The sequence below is a fragment of the Streptomyces sp. NPDC056580 genome, assembly GCF_042793175.1.
Classification (GTDB): domain Bacteria; phylum Actinomycetota; class Actinomycetes; order Streptomycetales; family Streptomycetaceae; genus Streptomyces.
The window spans coordinates 87,809-103,176 of sequence record NZ_JBHTVE010000007.1; the positions used below are offsets into that span (position 1 = coordinate 87,809).

General features: G+C 69.8%; 14 protein-coding genes and 1 pseudogene. 2 read left to right on the plus strand and 13 right to left on the minus strand.

Features of this window, described 5'->3' with window-relative positions:
• From ACFQ9Z_RS16840 to ACFQ9Z_RS16850, 3 genes are read right to left on the minus strand one after another with little or no spacing between them, the layout of a single operon-like run.
• Entirely contained in the window at positions 1-975 is a 975-nt protein-coding gene (locus ACFQ9Z_RS16840) for a PdxA family protein (RefSeq protein ID WP_383017448.1), read from the minus strand.
• The gene (locus ACFQ9Z_RS16845; RefSeq protein ID WP_383017451.1) at positions 972-1,436 is read right to left on the minus strand and encodes an aromatic-ring-hydroxylating dioxygenase subunit beta; all 465 of its coding nucleotides are present in this window, start codon (positions 1,434-1,436) and stop codon (positions 972-974) included. Before ACFQ9Z_RS16845 ends, ACFQ9Z_RS16840 begins: the two co-directional genes overlap by 4 nt.
• Entirely contained in the window at positions 1,436-2,734 is a 1,299-nt protein-coding gene (locus ACFQ9Z_RS16850) for an aromatic ring-hydroxylating dioxygenase subunit alpha (protein WP_383017454.1), read from the minus strand. The genes ACFQ9Z_RS16845 and ACFQ9Z_RS16850 overlap by 1 nt, the downstream gene beginning before the upstream one ends.
• Positions 2,735-2,848: 114 nt before the next feature.
• Here ACFQ9Z_RS16850 and ACFQ9Z_RS16855 point away from each other — a divergent pair, with 114 nt between their 5' ends.
• Entirely contained in the window at positions 2,849-3,598 is a 750-nt protein-coding gene (locus ACFQ9Z_RS16855; RefSeq protein ID WP_383017457.1) for an IclR family transcriptional regulator C-terminal domain-containing protein, read from the plus strand.
• 757 nt (positions 3,599-4,355) lie between these two features.
• Here the strand turns inward: ACFQ9Z_RS16855 and ACFQ9Z_RS16860 are convergent.
• From ACFQ9Z_RS16860 to ACFQ9Z_RS16905, 10 genes and pseudogenes are all read right to left on the minus strand, one after another.
• The gene (locus ACFQ9Z_RS16860) at positions 4,356-4,994 is read right to left on the minus strand and encodes a hypothetical protein (RefSeq protein ID WP_383017460.1); all 639 of its coding nucleotides are present in this window, start codon (positions 4,992-4,994) and stop codon (positions 4,356-4,358) included.
• Positions 4,995-4,996: 2 nt separating this feature from the next.
• Positions 4,997-5,326: pseudogene (locus ACFQ9Z_RS16865) on the minus strand (hypothetical protein); the annotation flags it as partial.
• Between the two features lie 396 nt (positions 5,327-5,722).
• A complete protein-coding gene (locus ACFQ9Z_RS16870) occupies positions 5,723-5,899 on the minus strand; it encodes a hypothetical protein (RefSeq protein WP_383017463.1) in 177 nt (58 codons plus the stop codon).
• A gap of 58 nt (positions 5,900-5,957) precedes the next feature.
• Positions 5,958-8,066, minus strand: a complete 2,109-nt coding sequence (locus tag ACFQ9Z_RS16875) for an acetate--CoA ligase family protein (RefSeq protein WP_383017466.1) — start codon at positions 8,064-8,066, stop codon at positions 5,958-5,960.
• 21 nt (positions 8,067-8,087) lie between these two features.
• Entirely contained in the window at positions 8,088-9,731 is a 1,644-nt protein-coding gene (locus ACFQ9Z_RS16880) for an L-lactate permease (protein WP_383017469.1), read from the minus strand.
• Between the two features lie 40 nt (positions 9,732-9,771).
• Positions 9,772-10,554, minus strand: a complete 783-nt coding sequence (locus tag ACFQ9Z_RS16885) for an enoyl-CoA hydratase/isomerase family protein (protein ID WP_383017472.1) — start codon at positions 10,552-10,554, stop codon at positions 9,772-9,774.
• A 1-nt stretch (position 10,555) separates the two neighbouring features.
• Positions 10,556-11,773, minus strand: a complete 1,218-nt coding sequence (locus tag ACFQ9Z_RS16890) for an acyl-CoA dehydrogenase family protein (protein WP_383017475.1) — start codon at positions 11,771-11,773, stop codon at positions 10,556-10,558.
• Positions 11,774-11,802: 29 nt separating this feature from the next.
• Positions 11,803-12,864, minus strand: a complete 1,062-nt coding sequence (locus ACFQ9Z_RS16895) for a phosphotransferase family protein (protein ID WP_383017478.1) — start codon at positions 12,862-12,864, stop codon at positions 11,803-11,805.
• A 100-nt stretch (positions 12,865-12,964) separates the two neighbouring features.
• A complete protein-coding gene (locus ACFQ9Z_RS16900) occupies positions 12,965-13,180 on the minus strand; it encodes a hypothetical protein (protein ID WP_383017481.1) in 216 nt (71 codons plus the stop codon).
• On the minus strand, positions 13,141-13,422 hold the full coding sequence (locus tag ACFQ9Z_RS16905; protein ID WP_383018429.1) for a transposase: 282 nt from the start codon (positions 13,420-13,422) through the stop codon (positions 13,141-13,143). The genes ACFQ9Z_RS16900 and ACFQ9Z_RS16905 overlap by 40 nt, the downstream gene beginning before the upstream one ends.
• 180 nt (positions 13,423-13,602) lie before the next feature.
• On the opposite strand from ACFQ9Z_RS16905, the gene ACFQ9Z_RS16910 reads away from it, so the two are divergent.
• A complete protein-coding gene (locus tag ACFQ9Z_RS16910) occupies positions 13,603-15,201 on the plus strand; it encodes an IclR family transcriptional regulator (RefSeq protein ID WP_383017484.1) in 1,599 nt (532 codons plus the stop codon).
• Positions 15,202-15,368: the final 167 nt, after the last annotated feature.

Sequence of the window (15,368 nt, forward strand, 5' to 3'; positions counted from 1 at the left end):
TCAGCCTTCCTGAACAGTCGGAGCGAGCAGCCGGAGAGCTGCGAGCACGGCGCCCGGGTCGGCACTGCCCTGCCCGGCGATGTCGAAGGCGGGGCCATGGCCCACGCTGGCGAACGGCGCACCGGCACCGATGGTGACTGCGGCCGCGGTACGTCCGGCCAGGATCTTGACCGGGATGTGCCCCTGGTCGTGGTACATCGCCAGGTAGGCGTCGTGGTGGCGGGCGCCGCCGAGCAGGATGTCGGCTCCGACAGGGCCCTCGGCAGGGACGCCGAGCTCGCGGAGAGCAGCCACCGCAGGCTCGGTGACCAGCTTGTCGTCGTCGCCGAACAGGCCGTTCTCACCGGCGTGCGGATTGAGCCCGAAGACGCCGATCCGGGGATCGGCGATGCCAGTTGCCCGCAGCGCCCTGTGCAGCGCCAGCCCGGCGTTGGTGACCAGCTCGGGGGTGAGCCGGGCCAGCGAGTCGGCCAGCCGCTCGTGCAGTGTGACGTGCGCGATTCGCAGACCGCCGCCGACCAGCATCAGGAAGACCTTCTCAAGCGGGGTTCCGGTGAGCTCCGCGATCAGCGGCGGGTAGCCGGCGAAGGCGATTCCGGCCCGGTGGACGGCCGTCTCCGAGTGCGGGCAGGCGACCACACCGGCGTAACTGCCGTCCATCGCTAGCCGTACCGCTGCGGCGGTGTACGCGATGGTGGCGGCGCCCGCAGGCGCGGTGACCTGACCAACCGCCAGGTCACCGGGGGCCAGGGCGCCGACGTCGACCAGGTCACACACGCCGCGCTCGGCGGCCGCACCCGGCTGCGCCGCGCGCAGCGCGAGCCCCGCGCGCTCAGCGTACGGCTGGAGTACATGACGGTCGCCCACCACGACCGGCGCCTGGTCATCGAGCTCGGCGACCGCCGCGAGCGCGATCTCCGGTCCGATCCCGTTCGGATCGCCGGTGGTGAGCAGCAGTCTGGGTATCCCGGTCACAGCGGCAGTACCAGCAGTGTGTCGATACGGGAGCTGTCGCAGACCACGATCCGCTTCTTGATCAGGGCTCTGCCGTCCTCGAAGATGTACTCGTCGAGGTAGCGGCCGCTGGCGAACATATCGGTCGGCCCGTTCCCGGTGATGCGGATGACCAGGAACGAGGTCTCGCTGGTCGCGCCGGCCTCGCTCTCCTGAAGCACCGCAGGCTGGCCGAGCATGTGCCGGTAGGCATGCGGCTCGTAGATGTTGGCCTCCTTCAGTGCAGAGACCCGGTCCTTGAGCATCGCCTTGTTGTTCGCCCAGATGATCCCGGCCGGCAGCCCGCGCCGGTGGTTGTCCGCCGTGGTGACCTTGTAGAAGGCGTCGTCGGCGAAGAACTCCGGCCAGTCCTCGATCGGGCCGTCATCGATGGCGCGGACGTAGTGCCCCTGGGCCCGGCTGATCAGGTTGTGCGCATCCATCAGGCCTGTGCTCCCTTGCCCGCGCTGACGGCGAAACCCATGGCTTCGCGGTAGACCTTCCAAAAGCCGCGGATCGAAGCCTCGGTGACCCGGCTCTCGCTGGAGACCGCCTGGTCACCGCCCATCTGAACGGTCGCGAACTCCTTGCTCGCCCCCGTGATGCCCCGCTGCACGAAGCCGCCGATGGCGCCGTCCTCCATGGAGACATAGCCGGCCGGACCGACCAGGTTGGACTGCTTGAGGCGGATCAGCTGCTGCTCCTCGGTGTCGTCCTCGAAGCCGAGGTAGGTCCAGTGGAGGTCGGTGGAGTCGACCCCGGTCGGCAGCACCTGGCGTACGGCGACGGAGTTCTGGATTTGCTGGAGTACGAAGCCGGGCGAGACCGAGAGGATCTGCAGCGTGATGTCGTCCCCGACTTCGCTGAAGTTGTCGACCAGCGAGGGGTCTTCGAGCTGGTACTCGGAGTCGGAGCGGATCTTCTGGTCTTTATAGTGCGCCGCGGCCTCCACCTCTGGGTTGATGGCCGACCAGCTCACGTGGTGGCCACCGTTCTCCGAGACGATGATGCCGCCCTTCTGGTTCAGCTTGTTGAGCCCGAAGGTTGTGAAGAACAGGTGCAGGATGCTGGCGTGGTAGGAGTCCTTGACGTTCTCCATGTACAGCTTCCAGTTGTTCGGCAGGCTCTGGGTGAACCGGCCTAGCACGACCGGCTTGCGGCCGCCGAGGACCCGCTCGATCCGGTCGAGGATCTCCTGGCCGAGATACTCCTCGATCTCCGGCACGTCGTTGTCCAGGCTGCCGAAGACCAAGCCGTGCACATTGGCCAGCCGCAGCCGCCGGGGGCTGTGAGCGGCCTTGCAGAACTCCGGCGACATGCCGCCCTTGCCGTTGATGCCCTCTTCGAAAGCGACACCGGTGAGGTCACCCTGAAGGTTGTACGTCCAGGCGTGGTAGACGCAGGTGAAGTCCTTGGTGTGGCCGTAGTGCTCCATAGCGATCAGAGAGCCGCGGTGGGCGCACCGGTTTTCGAAGGCGTAGATCTGGCCGTCGTGGTCGCGGGTCACAAGCACCGGCTGCTCGCCGATGAAGGTGGCGCAGAAGTCGCCCGGTTCGGCCAGCTCGGCCTCGAGGCAGAGGTAGTTCCACATCGGGCCGTGGAAGATCCGCTCCTGCTCGGCCCGGTAGACGTCCTCGTCTTGGAAGACCCAGTACGGCACCTCGGTCAGGGACTCGGGCCAGCGGCGCTCCGAAATCCCGGCCGGGGCCGGAGCACCCGCCCCCGTGTTCCGTGCGCTCATGCGTGCACCTCCAGTGCTTGACAATCCTCGTTCGCTATGCGAACGTTTGCTCGCTATCCGAACAGAGCGCCAGTAGATTTGCCAGTAGTCACATCTGTCAAGGGGGGAGGCCGCATGGCCATCGAAGGAATGGCAGGACTTGCCAAGGGACTCGCAGTCCTCGAGGCATTCGGGGACAGCACTCCCCGGCTCACCATCAGTGATGCGTCCCGCGCCACCGGCCTGAGCCGGGCAACGGCACGCCGCTGCCTGAACACGCTCACCGAGCTCGGCTACGTCACCTTCGACGGGAAGTTCTTCGCGCCCACTCCCCGCGTACTGCGCATCGGCGCCACCTACGGCGAGTCCGCCGCGCTTCCCCAACTCGCCCAGCCGCACCTCGCCGCCATCCGCGACGCAACCGACGAGTCCGCCTCATTGGCCGTGCGCTACGACAACGAATCACTGTTCATCGCGCGCAGCGAAGGCACCCGGCTCATCGACAACGGCATACGTGTCGGCGCCCGGCTCCCCCTTTACGCCTCCTCCACCGGGCAGGTTCTGCTCGGCGCCCTGGGCTCAACCGAGTTGACCGACTACCTCGGCGCCGCTCCGTTTCCCGCACGCACCCCAGGAACCCCTACCACGGCCGCCGAAGTCGAGGACCGCGTCCGGGCTGTCCGCGCCGCAGGCATGGCGATCAACTCCGAGGAGCTGGAACTCGGGCTGCTCTCCATCGCTGTACCAGTCCACGATCCGGCCGGCCAGCTGGTCGGCGCCATCTCGGTCAGCGCCTCAAGCTCCCGCGTCACCGTCGATGAACTCCGCGACCGGGTTGCCCCGGTGATGCAGCAGCACGCGGCAGCGCTCGGCCGGAAGCTGTAGGAGACGGGATCCGGTCAACCTGTCACTTTGACAAATGCGGCCGCGCCGGGGGGTGAACTCACCCTCCAGCGCACCGCCCTCCCCCACCGGCAAGCCCATGATCGCCGTCGGCGCAGGGTGCGGCGGCCGGCGCGCCGCCACCTTCGCCGCGTCGCCTTCCCTCGGCCCGGCGAGAGCAAGTTCCGACAGCGCCTGCCGCATTTGCTGCTCATCCCGCTCCCGCCGCACCACCGCACGGTCCGGCAGGACCCTGCCGGCCTGAAGGCCCCGGCACACCACCCGGTGCAACGACGCCACCGAGGGCACCTCTCCCCCGGCCCCCCTCATATGCCGGTGCAGCGCCACCACGTTCCCGCCCGCAGCCCCGGGAACACGAAGGAGGGGACGGACCGCGTGCGGCGCGGTCCGTAAGACAGTGGAGCGAAGCGGGGTGTAAGACCCCACGACAGCCACACCCACCACACGCACCGCCCCACAACAGTGACCCCCACCCGACCTCAGCACCCCACCAGCGGAGACACCCCGTCCTGACGTGCCGTCACTGACACCCACCCACCGACACCAAACCGGCACATCGCACCGACGCCGCAAGGACCGCCCCCGTTCCTGACGATCCACACGGCCGCCGTCCTTATGACCGCGGTCGTCATCGGCCTGGTCGTCAGAGGGCTCACCTTCCTCAGCGGCGGTGCCGTGGCCGCTGCTGTTCTGGCTGGTCTGACTGCAGCCGGCGTCAGCGTCCCGGTGCTCCGCTCACTCATCGGCTGAGGTCGGACCACGGTCTTCTTGGATCTGCCGAAGGAGGCACCGTGGATCGGCTCCCCGCCGGGTGTCTGTTCCCCGATGCCTTCCGCCTCATCGGGGAATGATCAGATCGGTGAACTGTTGGCATCCGCCCACGGTTGACGACGACCGCGACGAAGACGACCACGACCGGCAGCAGAGGAATGAGAGCCGCGTCGGGCAGGCCGAGGGACGCTGCGCCAGCCATCACCAGGACGACCGTGAGCCCCACCACGATCGCCCGCAGACGCTCTCTCGGTGCAGCCGGAGTCACGCCTGTGAGGCGGTCTGCATCGAGAAGGCCGTCAATACGACCCTCGGCATAGCGTTCGGCAATGGTCAGGAGCATCACGGTGAGGTCTTCCAGAGCGGGGCCCGGCTTGGAGTCCTGTCGTGCTTCGGCCTGTCGCAGCGCGCCCACCACCAAGCCGGCATGGGCCTTGAACTGCCGTTCGTTGTGCCGTCTGGCTCTGGCGCGGCGGGTGCGGTGGGCCCTCCATATGGCGCGCTCCACCGGCTGGACGGAGACGCGCGGGATCTGGCAGTCCGGCTGGGTTTCTTCCCAGCGCCGCAGAACCGTGGCGCACTGGGCAGCGACCGTCAGCAGGGCCACGACCGGCCGGCAGCGCCGGTCCTCCAGGCGAGCACTGTCCCCGTCCGCATGCCCGGTGAGGCCCCTCCAGGTGACAGCACCTCGGTTCCGGCCGCGTCCTGGCGGTGAGGCACCGCCCGGCGCGGACCCACCGGCTTCCTCTGCGACGCGACGGCCTCGGCGGGCGCCTCCTCCTCGGCCAGCGCCTCCAGATATTGCTCCAGGCCGATCACCCGGCGCCTGAGCACCTCTTCCGCCTCCACCAGAGCCGCCCGCACTTGCTCCAGCTCGGCCTCGAGACCCTCCACCCGCACCGCCGCGGCCTTCTGCCGCGCTTCCGACACCGCCCGCATCGACGGCATCCGCCACCCCCACGACACCTCGGTCAGCAACGGACCGAGACTTCCGTGCCAGCCGCCGTCTCATGCCGGACCAGCGGAAACCGCATGTCAGGTTCGGAAAGAGAACGACCTCTCAGAGCCCTGGGAACGGGGCTGAGGGAGTCAGCTGAGGCCAGCTAGGGTCACCGAAGAGGTGAGCGTCGCAGACCCCTTGAGAGCGACAAAGGCCCCACCCCCGCAAGGGGCGGGGCCTTCGGCCGTCTGCACGCGCCCTGTCCGGGCCGCTGAGGACAGGCCGGCGGTTTTGCTGCCCCGTCGCCCGGCAATTGCCCCCGTAGCACACCGTCAGCCCCTGGCAGCGTGCGCAAGGGCCGACCTGTTTCGGGAGGCAGCCCAGCGGGGAGTGGGTCAGCAGAGGGCAACCGCGTTGGCCGGTGAGCCCACGCCGCCGACGAGGTAAAGCGGTTTGACCACCACGAGGTACGTGTAGCCGCCCCCGTTCGCAGCGTGGGCGGACAGGATGTCGAGTTTCCACTGTTCTCCGATGGGCAGGCCGAGCAGGCCGATGAGGTCCTGGTGCAGCATCCCGACGTCATGACCACTCCTTCCGAAGACTTCGCTTCGTTGCGGGCCGGTGGAAGATCTACTCGGTGAAGCGCAGCACCAGGTCTGCCGCGCTTACCCCGTTCGGGTGTGCGATGAGCGGGTTGATCTCGAGCTCGGCGAGACGGTCACCGAGACCGGCCGCGAACCGCGAAAGGGCCGCCACGGCGGTGGCCACGGCGTCCACGTCAGCCCCCGGCCTGCCGCGGTAGCCGAGCAGCAGCGGCGCCCCGCGCAGCCGCGTGAGCAACTCCCGCACGTCGGGTTCCGACAGCGGGGCGAGCCCGGTGACCACGTCCTGGTAGATATCGGCCGTGACGCCGCCGAAGCCGATGGTCACGACGGGCGGGTAGCCGTCGGCGGCTCCCTCGACGCCGACGAGGAGCTCGATCCCCGGCGGCACCAGGCGCTGCACCAGGATTCCGTCGAGCATCGCATCGGGCCGGGCGGCGCGTACGGCGTCGACCGTGTCCTTGTAGGCCGCGGCGGCTTCGGCGGCGGGGACGCCGACCCGCACACCGCCCACATCGGACTTGTGCGTGATGTCGGGGGACTGCACCTTGAGCACTACCCGGCCGCCGAGGCGGACCGCCGCCTCGGCCGCTTCCTCCGCGCTCGTGACGAGCACGCCTTCGGGCCGCGGCACTCCCAGCGCGTCCAGCAGTGCGGCGCCCGCCGCCTCCGTGACCACGCCGGAGCCGACGAAGACTTCGGTCGCGTCGACCGCCGGCTCTGGCCGCACCGACGGACGGACGGCGTTGGCCCGGTACAACCGGGCCAGCACGTGGGCCTTGCGCCCGATCGAGTCGTGCAGCGGAACGTGGTGGTCGCGCAGGATCTTCGTCGCTTCGGCGATCTGGTTGCCGTCGGCGAGCCACACCACGCCCAGCGGTTTCGGTGTGCCCTCCGCCGCGGCCACGAGGTGGCGGGCCACCCGCGCCGCGCGGGCGCCGGTCACGTTCGTCATGATCACTATGAGGACGTCGGTGCCCGGATCGTCGAGGATCGTCCGGCACACGTGGAAAACCGATCCGTCGTCCTGCGAGAACAGCTGCGCGGTCACGTCCACGGGATTGCTCGTGGAGCCGTATGCGGGGATGAACCGCTCGAGTTCACGGCGCGTATCCGCGGCCAGCTCGCCGGTCCGCAGCCCAGCCTCCTCCAGCCAGTCCGCCGCGATCCCGCCCGCGCCGCCCGAGCTCGTCACCACGGTCACCGCCGGCCCGCGCACGGGCTTGCGCGCGGCCAGCTCCACAACGGTGTCCAGCAACTGGTCGATGTCGGTCACCCCGATCACGCCGTTGTCCGCGGAGACCAGTTCGAACGCGGTGTCCGGCCCGATCATGGCGCCGGTGTGCGACGCGGCCGCGCGCCGCCCGGCGGCCGAGCGCCCGGAGCGCAGCACCACCAGGTCCTTGCCCAGCTTCCGCGCCCGCGCGGTGAGTTGCTGCCACTGGGCACCCGGGGGGATCGCCTCCAGGTACATCGCGACGACCCGGACCTCGTCCTCTTCCAGGAATCCGGCGGCGAGGTCGGCGACGCCGAGGTCGGCCTGGTTGCCGCTGCTGGCCCACGCCGTGAGCCCGATGCCGCGTTCGCGCGCAAGCCCGAGGAACGAGCCGCCGATCGCGCCGCTCTGGCCGACGTAGGCGATGCCGCTCGACTCGCCGAGCCCGGCCTGGGCGGCTTCGCTGAACGTCGCGACGAGGCTGCTGGGCCGGTAGATCAGGCCCTGGCAGTTCGGCCCGAGCAGGCGCACACCACCAGCACGCGCCGCCCCGGCCAGCCGCTCCTGGACAACCAGGCCCTCGCGGCCGAGCTCACCGAACCCCGACGAGAACACCACCGCCGTCCCGACGCCGGCGCGCACGCAGTCGTCGATCGCACCCGGCACCGCGGCCGCCGGCACCAGGATCAGCGCGAGGTCGACCGGCCCCGGTGCAGCGTCCAGCGAGGGGTAGCACGGCAGCCCGTCGAGCTCTGTGTACTTCGCGTTGACGGGCAGCACGCGGCCCGCGTAGCCGAAGTCCCGCAGGTTCGCCAGCGTCTGCGTCGAGATGCTGCCAGGCCGGGCGGACGCGCCGACGATCGCGACCGAGCGCGGGTGCAGCAGGCGCTGCGCCCAGTGAGTGCCGGAGTCAACGGGCATGAATGGGTCCTTTCGGGCCGGTCAGGGGACCAGCCAGCCGAGCACAGGGGTGGATTGCAGGTAGACGAGCACGGAGAGCACGACGATCATCACGACCGTCCAGCCGATGGTCCGGCGGAAGAGCACGCCTTCTTTGCCACCGAGGCCGACGGCGACGGCTGCGATCGCGAGGTTCTGCAGCGACACGGCCTTGCCGACCACCCCGCCGCTGCTGTTGGCGGAGGTGAGCAGCACGTCGGACAGGCCCGCGTGGTGGGCGGTCGTGTACTGCAGCAGGCCGAACAGCGCGTTGCTGGAGGTGTCGGACCCGGTCAGTACGGTGCCGATCCATCCGATCACCGGCGACACCAGCGGGAACACCGCGCCGGCGCCGGCGAGCCAGACGCCGAGTGTGGTGGTCTGGCCGGACAGATTCATCACGTAGCTCAGCGCGATGACGCAGCACACCGTGAAGATCGCCCAGCGCAGCTGCCACAGGTTGGCGAGCCACACGCGGGCCGCGCGGCCGAGCCCGACGCGCAGCACCGGCAGGCTCAGCAGCCCGGCGATGAGCACGAGCGAACCGGGCGCCCCGACCCACGCGAACTTGATCTTCCCGATGGTCAGCGGTTCCCCGTCGGAGTTGCTCACGTCGACACCGGGCCATTGGAGCTTGGTCGTGAGCGAGGCGATCAGGTCCGACACTCCGGGCAGGTTCGCGATGACGACCACAGCGACGATCAACAGGTATGGCGCGAGCGCGGCGAGCACGGGTGGCTGTTTCTCGTCCACAGTGAACGATTCGGCCGACGGGGTGGCGAAGTCGACGCCCCCGCCCGCGGTCACCGGCGTGCGCTGCCGCACCGCCGTGGCGGAGACGCGGCTGGCGCGCGCCACGAGGATCGTGACCACCCCGGACACCACGGCCGCGACCGTGTCCACCAGCGCCGGCGTCAGGAACACCGACGCGGCGCACTGGACCGCGGCGAACGAGACGCCGGCCGCGAGAGCGACGCCCCACCGCTGCTTGAGCCCGGTTTTCCCGTCGACCACGAGCACGAGGACGAGCGGGATGAACAGCGCCAGCAACGGCGTCTGCCGGCCGATCATCACTGCCAGGTCGTGCACGGGGAGCCCGGTCTGCGTGGCCAGCACGTCGATGGGCTGGCCGAGCGCGCCGAACGCGACCGGTGACGTGTCGGCGATCAGGCACGCGGCGGCGGCCTTGATCGGCGACAGTCCCAGCGCCATGAGGATCACCGCGCAGATTGCCACCGGGGCGCCGCCACCGGCCAGGCCCTCCAGCGCCGCGCCGAAGCAGAAGGCGACCAGGATCGCCTGCACCCGGCGGTCGTCGCTGACGCGCGTGAACGCCGTGCATAGTGCGGATGAGTGCCCGCGCAGCTCCGTGACCTTGTGCAGCCAGATCGCGTTGATCGCGACCCACAGGATCGGGAAGATTCCGTAGACGACACCTTCCGCGGCGCCGGAGAACGCGATGGAGGCCGGGAGCCGGAACGCCGCGATGCCGACGAGCAGCGCCGCCACGAGAGAGGCCGGCGCGGCGATGCGGGCTGGCGTCTTGAACACGCCGAGCAGCACGATCAGGAGCAGCAGCGGAATCGCCGCCAGGAGGGCGGAGAGGGGCAGCGAGTCGCCGACCGGAACAAGGATCTGTGTGAACAACGTTGTTCTCCAGTGGGGTCCGGGGGTGGGGCCGGTGCGGTCACCGGCCCTCGAAAACCGCTTTTCTCTTCTCCTGGAAGGCGGTCAGGGCCTCCGCGGAGTCGCGAGTGGACTGGATCACGGCCTGGTGGGACGAGATGAGGTCCAGTGCGGTCCGCAGGTCGGTGCGGCTGCTCTGGTAGGTCGCGCGCTTGATGGTGCGCAGGGCGATCGGTGGCCCGGCCGCAAGCTTCGCGGCAAACTCCCGGGTCCGGTCCGCGAACTCGTCGTCGGGGTAGACGTGGTTGACCAGACCAATGCGTTCCGCCTCGTCGGCGGCCACCCAGTCGCCGGTCCACAGCAGCTCCAGCGCGCGGGACATCCCGACGAGCCGGGGCAGCAGGTAGCACCCGCCGTCGCCGGGCACGAGCCCGACGCGGACGTAGCCCTCGGAGAACCGTGCCGACACCGACGCGACGCGAATGTCCGCCATGAGCGCGAAGTCCATGCCGGCGCCCACCGCGACCCCGTCGACCGCGGCGATCACGGGCTTGTCGAAGTCCTCGAGCGCGTAGGCGATCCGGTGCACGCGATCGGTGAGCAGCGTCTTGTCCGTGAGCGGGGTGCGTGTCTCGTCGTCGAACACGGCGAGGTCCACCCCGGAGCAGAACGCGCCGCCGGCCCCGGTGACGACGAGCACGCGGATCGCGTCGTCGGTGCGTGCGTCCTGGATGATGCGCACCCACTGCTCGAGCATGTCGAGCGTGAACGCGTTCTTGCGCTCGGGCCGGTTCAGCAGGATGGTCCCGACGCCGTCGGTGACCTCGAACTCCAGATCGGCCATCTCAGTTCTCCGCCGTCTGGTAGCGCTTGAGCTCCTGCCGGGCGACGGTGCGGATGTGCACCTCGTCCGGGCCGTCCACGATGCGCAGGGTGCGCGCCCGGCTCCAGATCTCGGCCAGCGGCAGGTCGTCGGTCACGCCGGCACCGCCGTGGATCTGGATCGCCCGGTCGAGGACACTGAGCGCCGCGCGCGGCGCGATCACCTTGATGGCGGCAATGTCGGAGCGCGCGTTGCGCACGCCCACCTCGTCGATCAGCCAGGCCGTGCGCAGCACCAGCAGCCGCGCCTGCTCGATCTCCATCCGCGACTCGGCGATCTGCTGGCGGACGACACCCTGGTCGGCCAGCGGGCCGCCGAAGGCCGTACGCGACAGGGCGCGTTTGCAGGCGAGCTCGAGGGCCCGTTCGGCCATGCCGACGGCGCGCATGCAGTGGTGGATCCGCCCGGGGCCGAGCCGCGCCTGCGCGATCGCGAACCCGTGGCCCTGCTCGCCAAGCAGGTTGCCTACCGGCACGCGGACGTCGGTGTAGCTGATCTCGGCGTGGCCCTGCTGGTCGCGGAACCCGAACACCGGCAGCACGCGCTCGACCTTCACACCCGGCGTGTCGATGGGCACGAGGACCATCGAGTGCTGGCGGTGCTTCGGCGCGCCGGGGTCGCTCTTGCCCAGCACGATCAGGAGCCGGCAGCGCGGGTCGGCGGCGCCGGTGGTGAACCACTTGCGGCCGTTGATCACGTACTCGTCGCCGTCGCGCACGATCGAGGTGGAGATGTTGGTGGCGTCGGAGGAGGCCACGTCCGGTTCGGTCATCGAGAACCCAGAGCGGATGGTGCCGTCCAGCAACGGTCGCAGCCAGCCCTCGCGCTGCTCGGTGTTGGCGAACAGATGCAGCAGCTCCATGTTGCCGCTGTCGGGGGACAGGCAGTTCATGGCGGCCGGTGCGATGAACGGCGAGCGGCCCGTCTCCTCCGCGAGCACGGCGTAGTCCACATTGGTCAGATGGGACTCGTCGGGCAGGAAGAGGTTCCACAGCCCGCGTTCACGCGCGGCCGCGATGAGGTCTTCCAGGACTGGTGGCACGTCGTTGGTGCGGCCAGCTGCCATCAGCTCCTCGCGCTGCTGCGCGTACACCGGTTCGGCGGGGTAGACGAGGTCCGTCATGAACGAACGGACTTGGGCCAGGCGTTCAGTCGCTTGCGGGGAAAGGGAGAAATCCATTCAGTGCTCCCGGTTCGGGGTCGGTTCGGTCAGGCCGCGTGGGCCAGTGCCGCCAGCGCTTCGGCCAGCTGCCACTCGACCTGCGCGTCGAGCGCGGCCACGTCCAGCTCCTTGTCGCCCATCGCACCGGCGACGAAGCGAGCGCGGGTGGTGGTGTTGATGCACGACAGGCGCCAGTACGAGAACGCGACGTAGTACGGCAGGTCGGAGACGTCGACGGGGGACCGGGCGGAGTAGGCGTTCACCAGGTCGGCGTGGTCGGGGAAGCCGCCGGCGAGCGTCGCGGGCGGCGAGATCCACCTGCCGGGGTTGTCCGGCAGCGCCCACCACACGAGCAGCCAGCCCAGGTCGGCGAGCGGGTCGCCGACGGAGGTGAGCTCCCAGTCGAGCACTGTGGCCACGTCGCCGTCCGCGGAGAGCAGCACGTTCTCGGCCTTGTAGTCGCCGTGCAGCAGGGAGTTCCCCTGCGGCTCGGGGATGCGGGCCGTGAGCCGGTCGGCCACGGTCCGCAGGGGGCTGCCGGCGGGGAGGCCGAGCGCGTCGAACTGCCTCTGCCAGCGGCGCAGCTGGCGTTCGACGTAGCCGCGGTCCCGGCGCAGATCGCCCAGGCCGATCTCGGTGACGTCCAGGGCGTGCAACTGGGCGAGGACTTCCGGCAGACGCCGGCCGATCTTTCGCTTGACCTCGGGCGAGAGCGCCGCGGCCGTGTCCGGGCTCAACGTCTGCCCGGGGACGAAGTCCATCAGGAAAAACGGCGCGCCAATCACGTCCGGGTCGGTGCACTCCGCGACCGGCCTCGGCACGGGTACCGCCGTGGCGCTCAGCGCGGAGAGGATGCGCCGCTCCCGCAAGACGTCGTGGGCACCGGATTCCAGCGCACCCAGCGGGGGCCGGCGCAGGACGTACTGCGCGCCGATGGCGTCGCGCACCGAGAACGTGAGGTTGGACCGGCCCGCGGAGATCGTCGTCACCGTGATCGGCGGTTCGACGGCGCTGCCCTGCCCGGCCAGCCACGCCGTGAGCGCCGGTATGTCGACGCCCGGCGGCTCCTGGTTCGGCTGGTTCGGCTGGTTCGGCGACCTTGACGTCACCCTCGACCTCCTGACCGACGGGATAAAATCGGGACAGTGTCCCGAACTTGTGACGGATCCTGGCCTCGGCGAGCGCGGGTTGTCAAGGTCTAGTGGCTCGTCACGCAGCCTTGGCCGGGTAATCGGTCCATGAGCGGATCGGTGAGTCGGGTGCGACAGCCGTCTTCGGTGCGACGCGGGCATTGCGCCAGCGGACGTAGGCGGCAGTGGCCGCGTTCTGCTCGTCGTGGCTGAGTGCGAGGTAGCGCAGGGCCGCGAACTCGGCCTCGATCCAGTTCAGCCAGGAGCCGTAGGTCGGCAGGAAGACCAGTTCCATGTCGTTGCCAGCCGCCCAGGCGCGGGGCGTCCCCCGCTCCATTTTGGGTCCAGCGCGTCGAAGCCCCGCTCCTTGGCAGCGTGGATCACATCGCGGACGTACTCCTCGCCGACCTGCATCAGCGTGGTGATGTCCTTGACCGTCTGGCCCTGCGCGGACATCAGCACCACGATCGCCCGGCGGAGTTTCACCGGGTCCTTCGCACTCCGGCTGATCCGCTGCAACTTCCGGCCTTCCGCCATGGTCACCGGCCGGACGAACACACTCGGTCAACGTCCCACGACCACCTCCGAGATCAGGTCTTGGAGACAGTCTGCTGGCCAACGAGCAGCCGATCGATTACCAGACCAAGGCTGCGTGACGAGCCACTAGTTACAGTGGCCTCAGAGGGGAGACAGGTGACTGGTACACGGGGACAAGGCATGAGCGGGCAGGGTGTGGCCGTCGAGGCGGAGCCGCGGTTCCGCTCGCTCGGGATGACCGGACGGGTGTTCGCGGTGCTCGACGCCGTCATCACGCGGCAGGACGGCGACACCGGCGTGCGGGAGCTCGCGGCGCACCTGGACGTCAGCCGGAGTGCGGTACACCGGATCCTGCAGACGCTGGGCGACCTGCGCGTCGTGCGCGGGCAGCCGAATGGCCGGTATGACCCGGGGCCGCGGCTGCTGGCGTGGGCGAAGTTCCTCGGTGAGCGCAACGTGCTGCTCACTCGCGGCCACGACGAGCTCGTCGCGCTCGAGCGCGAGGCCGGCGAGACGGCGATGCTGCTGACCTACACGGCGGGGGAAGAGTCCGCCAGCATCGTGAGCTCGGTCGAATGCGGCAAGCCGGTGCGCTACACCGTCCGCATCGGATCGAAGTCGCCGTTGCACGCGGGTTCGGCGGGAAAGGCGATCCTCGCGAACCTTCCGGGCAGTTTTCTGGCCACTTTGGGCCGTCCGGCGTTGACGGGTTCGACGATCGGCGATCTCGACCTGCTGCGCACCGAGCTCAAACAGGTGCGCGAGCGGGGTTTCGCGACGAGCATCGCCGAGCGCATCCCCGAAGCCGCTGGAGCCGCCGCCGCCTACTTCCGCGACGGCGAACCCGCCGGCGCCATCAACGTCACCGTCCCCCGGCACCGCCTGTCCGATGAGGACGAGCTGCGGCGGCTCGGTGAACTCGTCAAAGCCGCGGCCAACCGGCTGACCGCTGCCCTGGCTGTCCCGTCCGCTCAGGTTTCGCGTACACCGGCGGTGGGCGCCGCAGAGCCGTCAGGTGTGTCGGCCGAACGCCGCTCCATCGTCCGCGTCGCCGCGGCATTGGACGCCCTCGCGCGCTCGTCCGCCGACGGCCTTTCCGTCGATGATCTCACCATGGGCATCTCCAGCGGCCGCGCCACCGCCGCCCGCCTGCTCGGCGCCCTCGCCGACCTCGGCCTTGCCCGCCCGCTCGCCCCCGACCGCTACGAAGCCGGAGCGGAACTGCTTGTCTGGGCCGCCCGCCTCGACCGCGGCACCGGCATCGGCCCCGTCGCGGCTGACCTGCTCGCCGAACTCGTCCGCGACATCGACGAAAGCGCCTACCTGGCCCAGTACGATTCTGCCGCCGAAGGCGTCGTGTTCGAAGCCGGCCGCACCAGCGACAAACCCATCCAGTACGTCATCCCGCTCGGCTCCACCGCCCCCCTCCACGCCGGCGCGGCCGGCAAAGCGGTCCTCGCCTGGAGCGGCCCGGAGTCGCTCGGCGCGCAGCACTTCGAGCGCTTCTCACCCACGACCATTGTGGACCGTGCCGCGCTCCAGGCCGACCTCGCCCTCATCCGTGAACGCGGCTACGCCGTCAGCACCGGCGAACGCATCCCGGAAGCCTCCGGCATCGCGGCGCCGTTCTTCACCGACGGCGCGGTGGCGGGCGCCATCACGATCACCATCCCGCGCTACCGCTTCGACCCAGCGCGCACGGAGGAATACGCGGCCCGCGCCGTGGCCACGGCGACCGAACTCACTCGCTTGCTGACTGCGGGGACGTTGTTCACCTGAGCGCCGGTTCGAGGCGCTGGAGGCGATCGACCCGGGATGGTGCCCTCTCGGGTGGGACATCGAGATCGACCATCACACTGGTCTGGTGAGATTCGGGTTGGGCCGGTAGTGGGCGACTCCTGCGTTAACGAGTTGGTGCGTGATAGCGGGCGGGTCGTGTTTGGCCG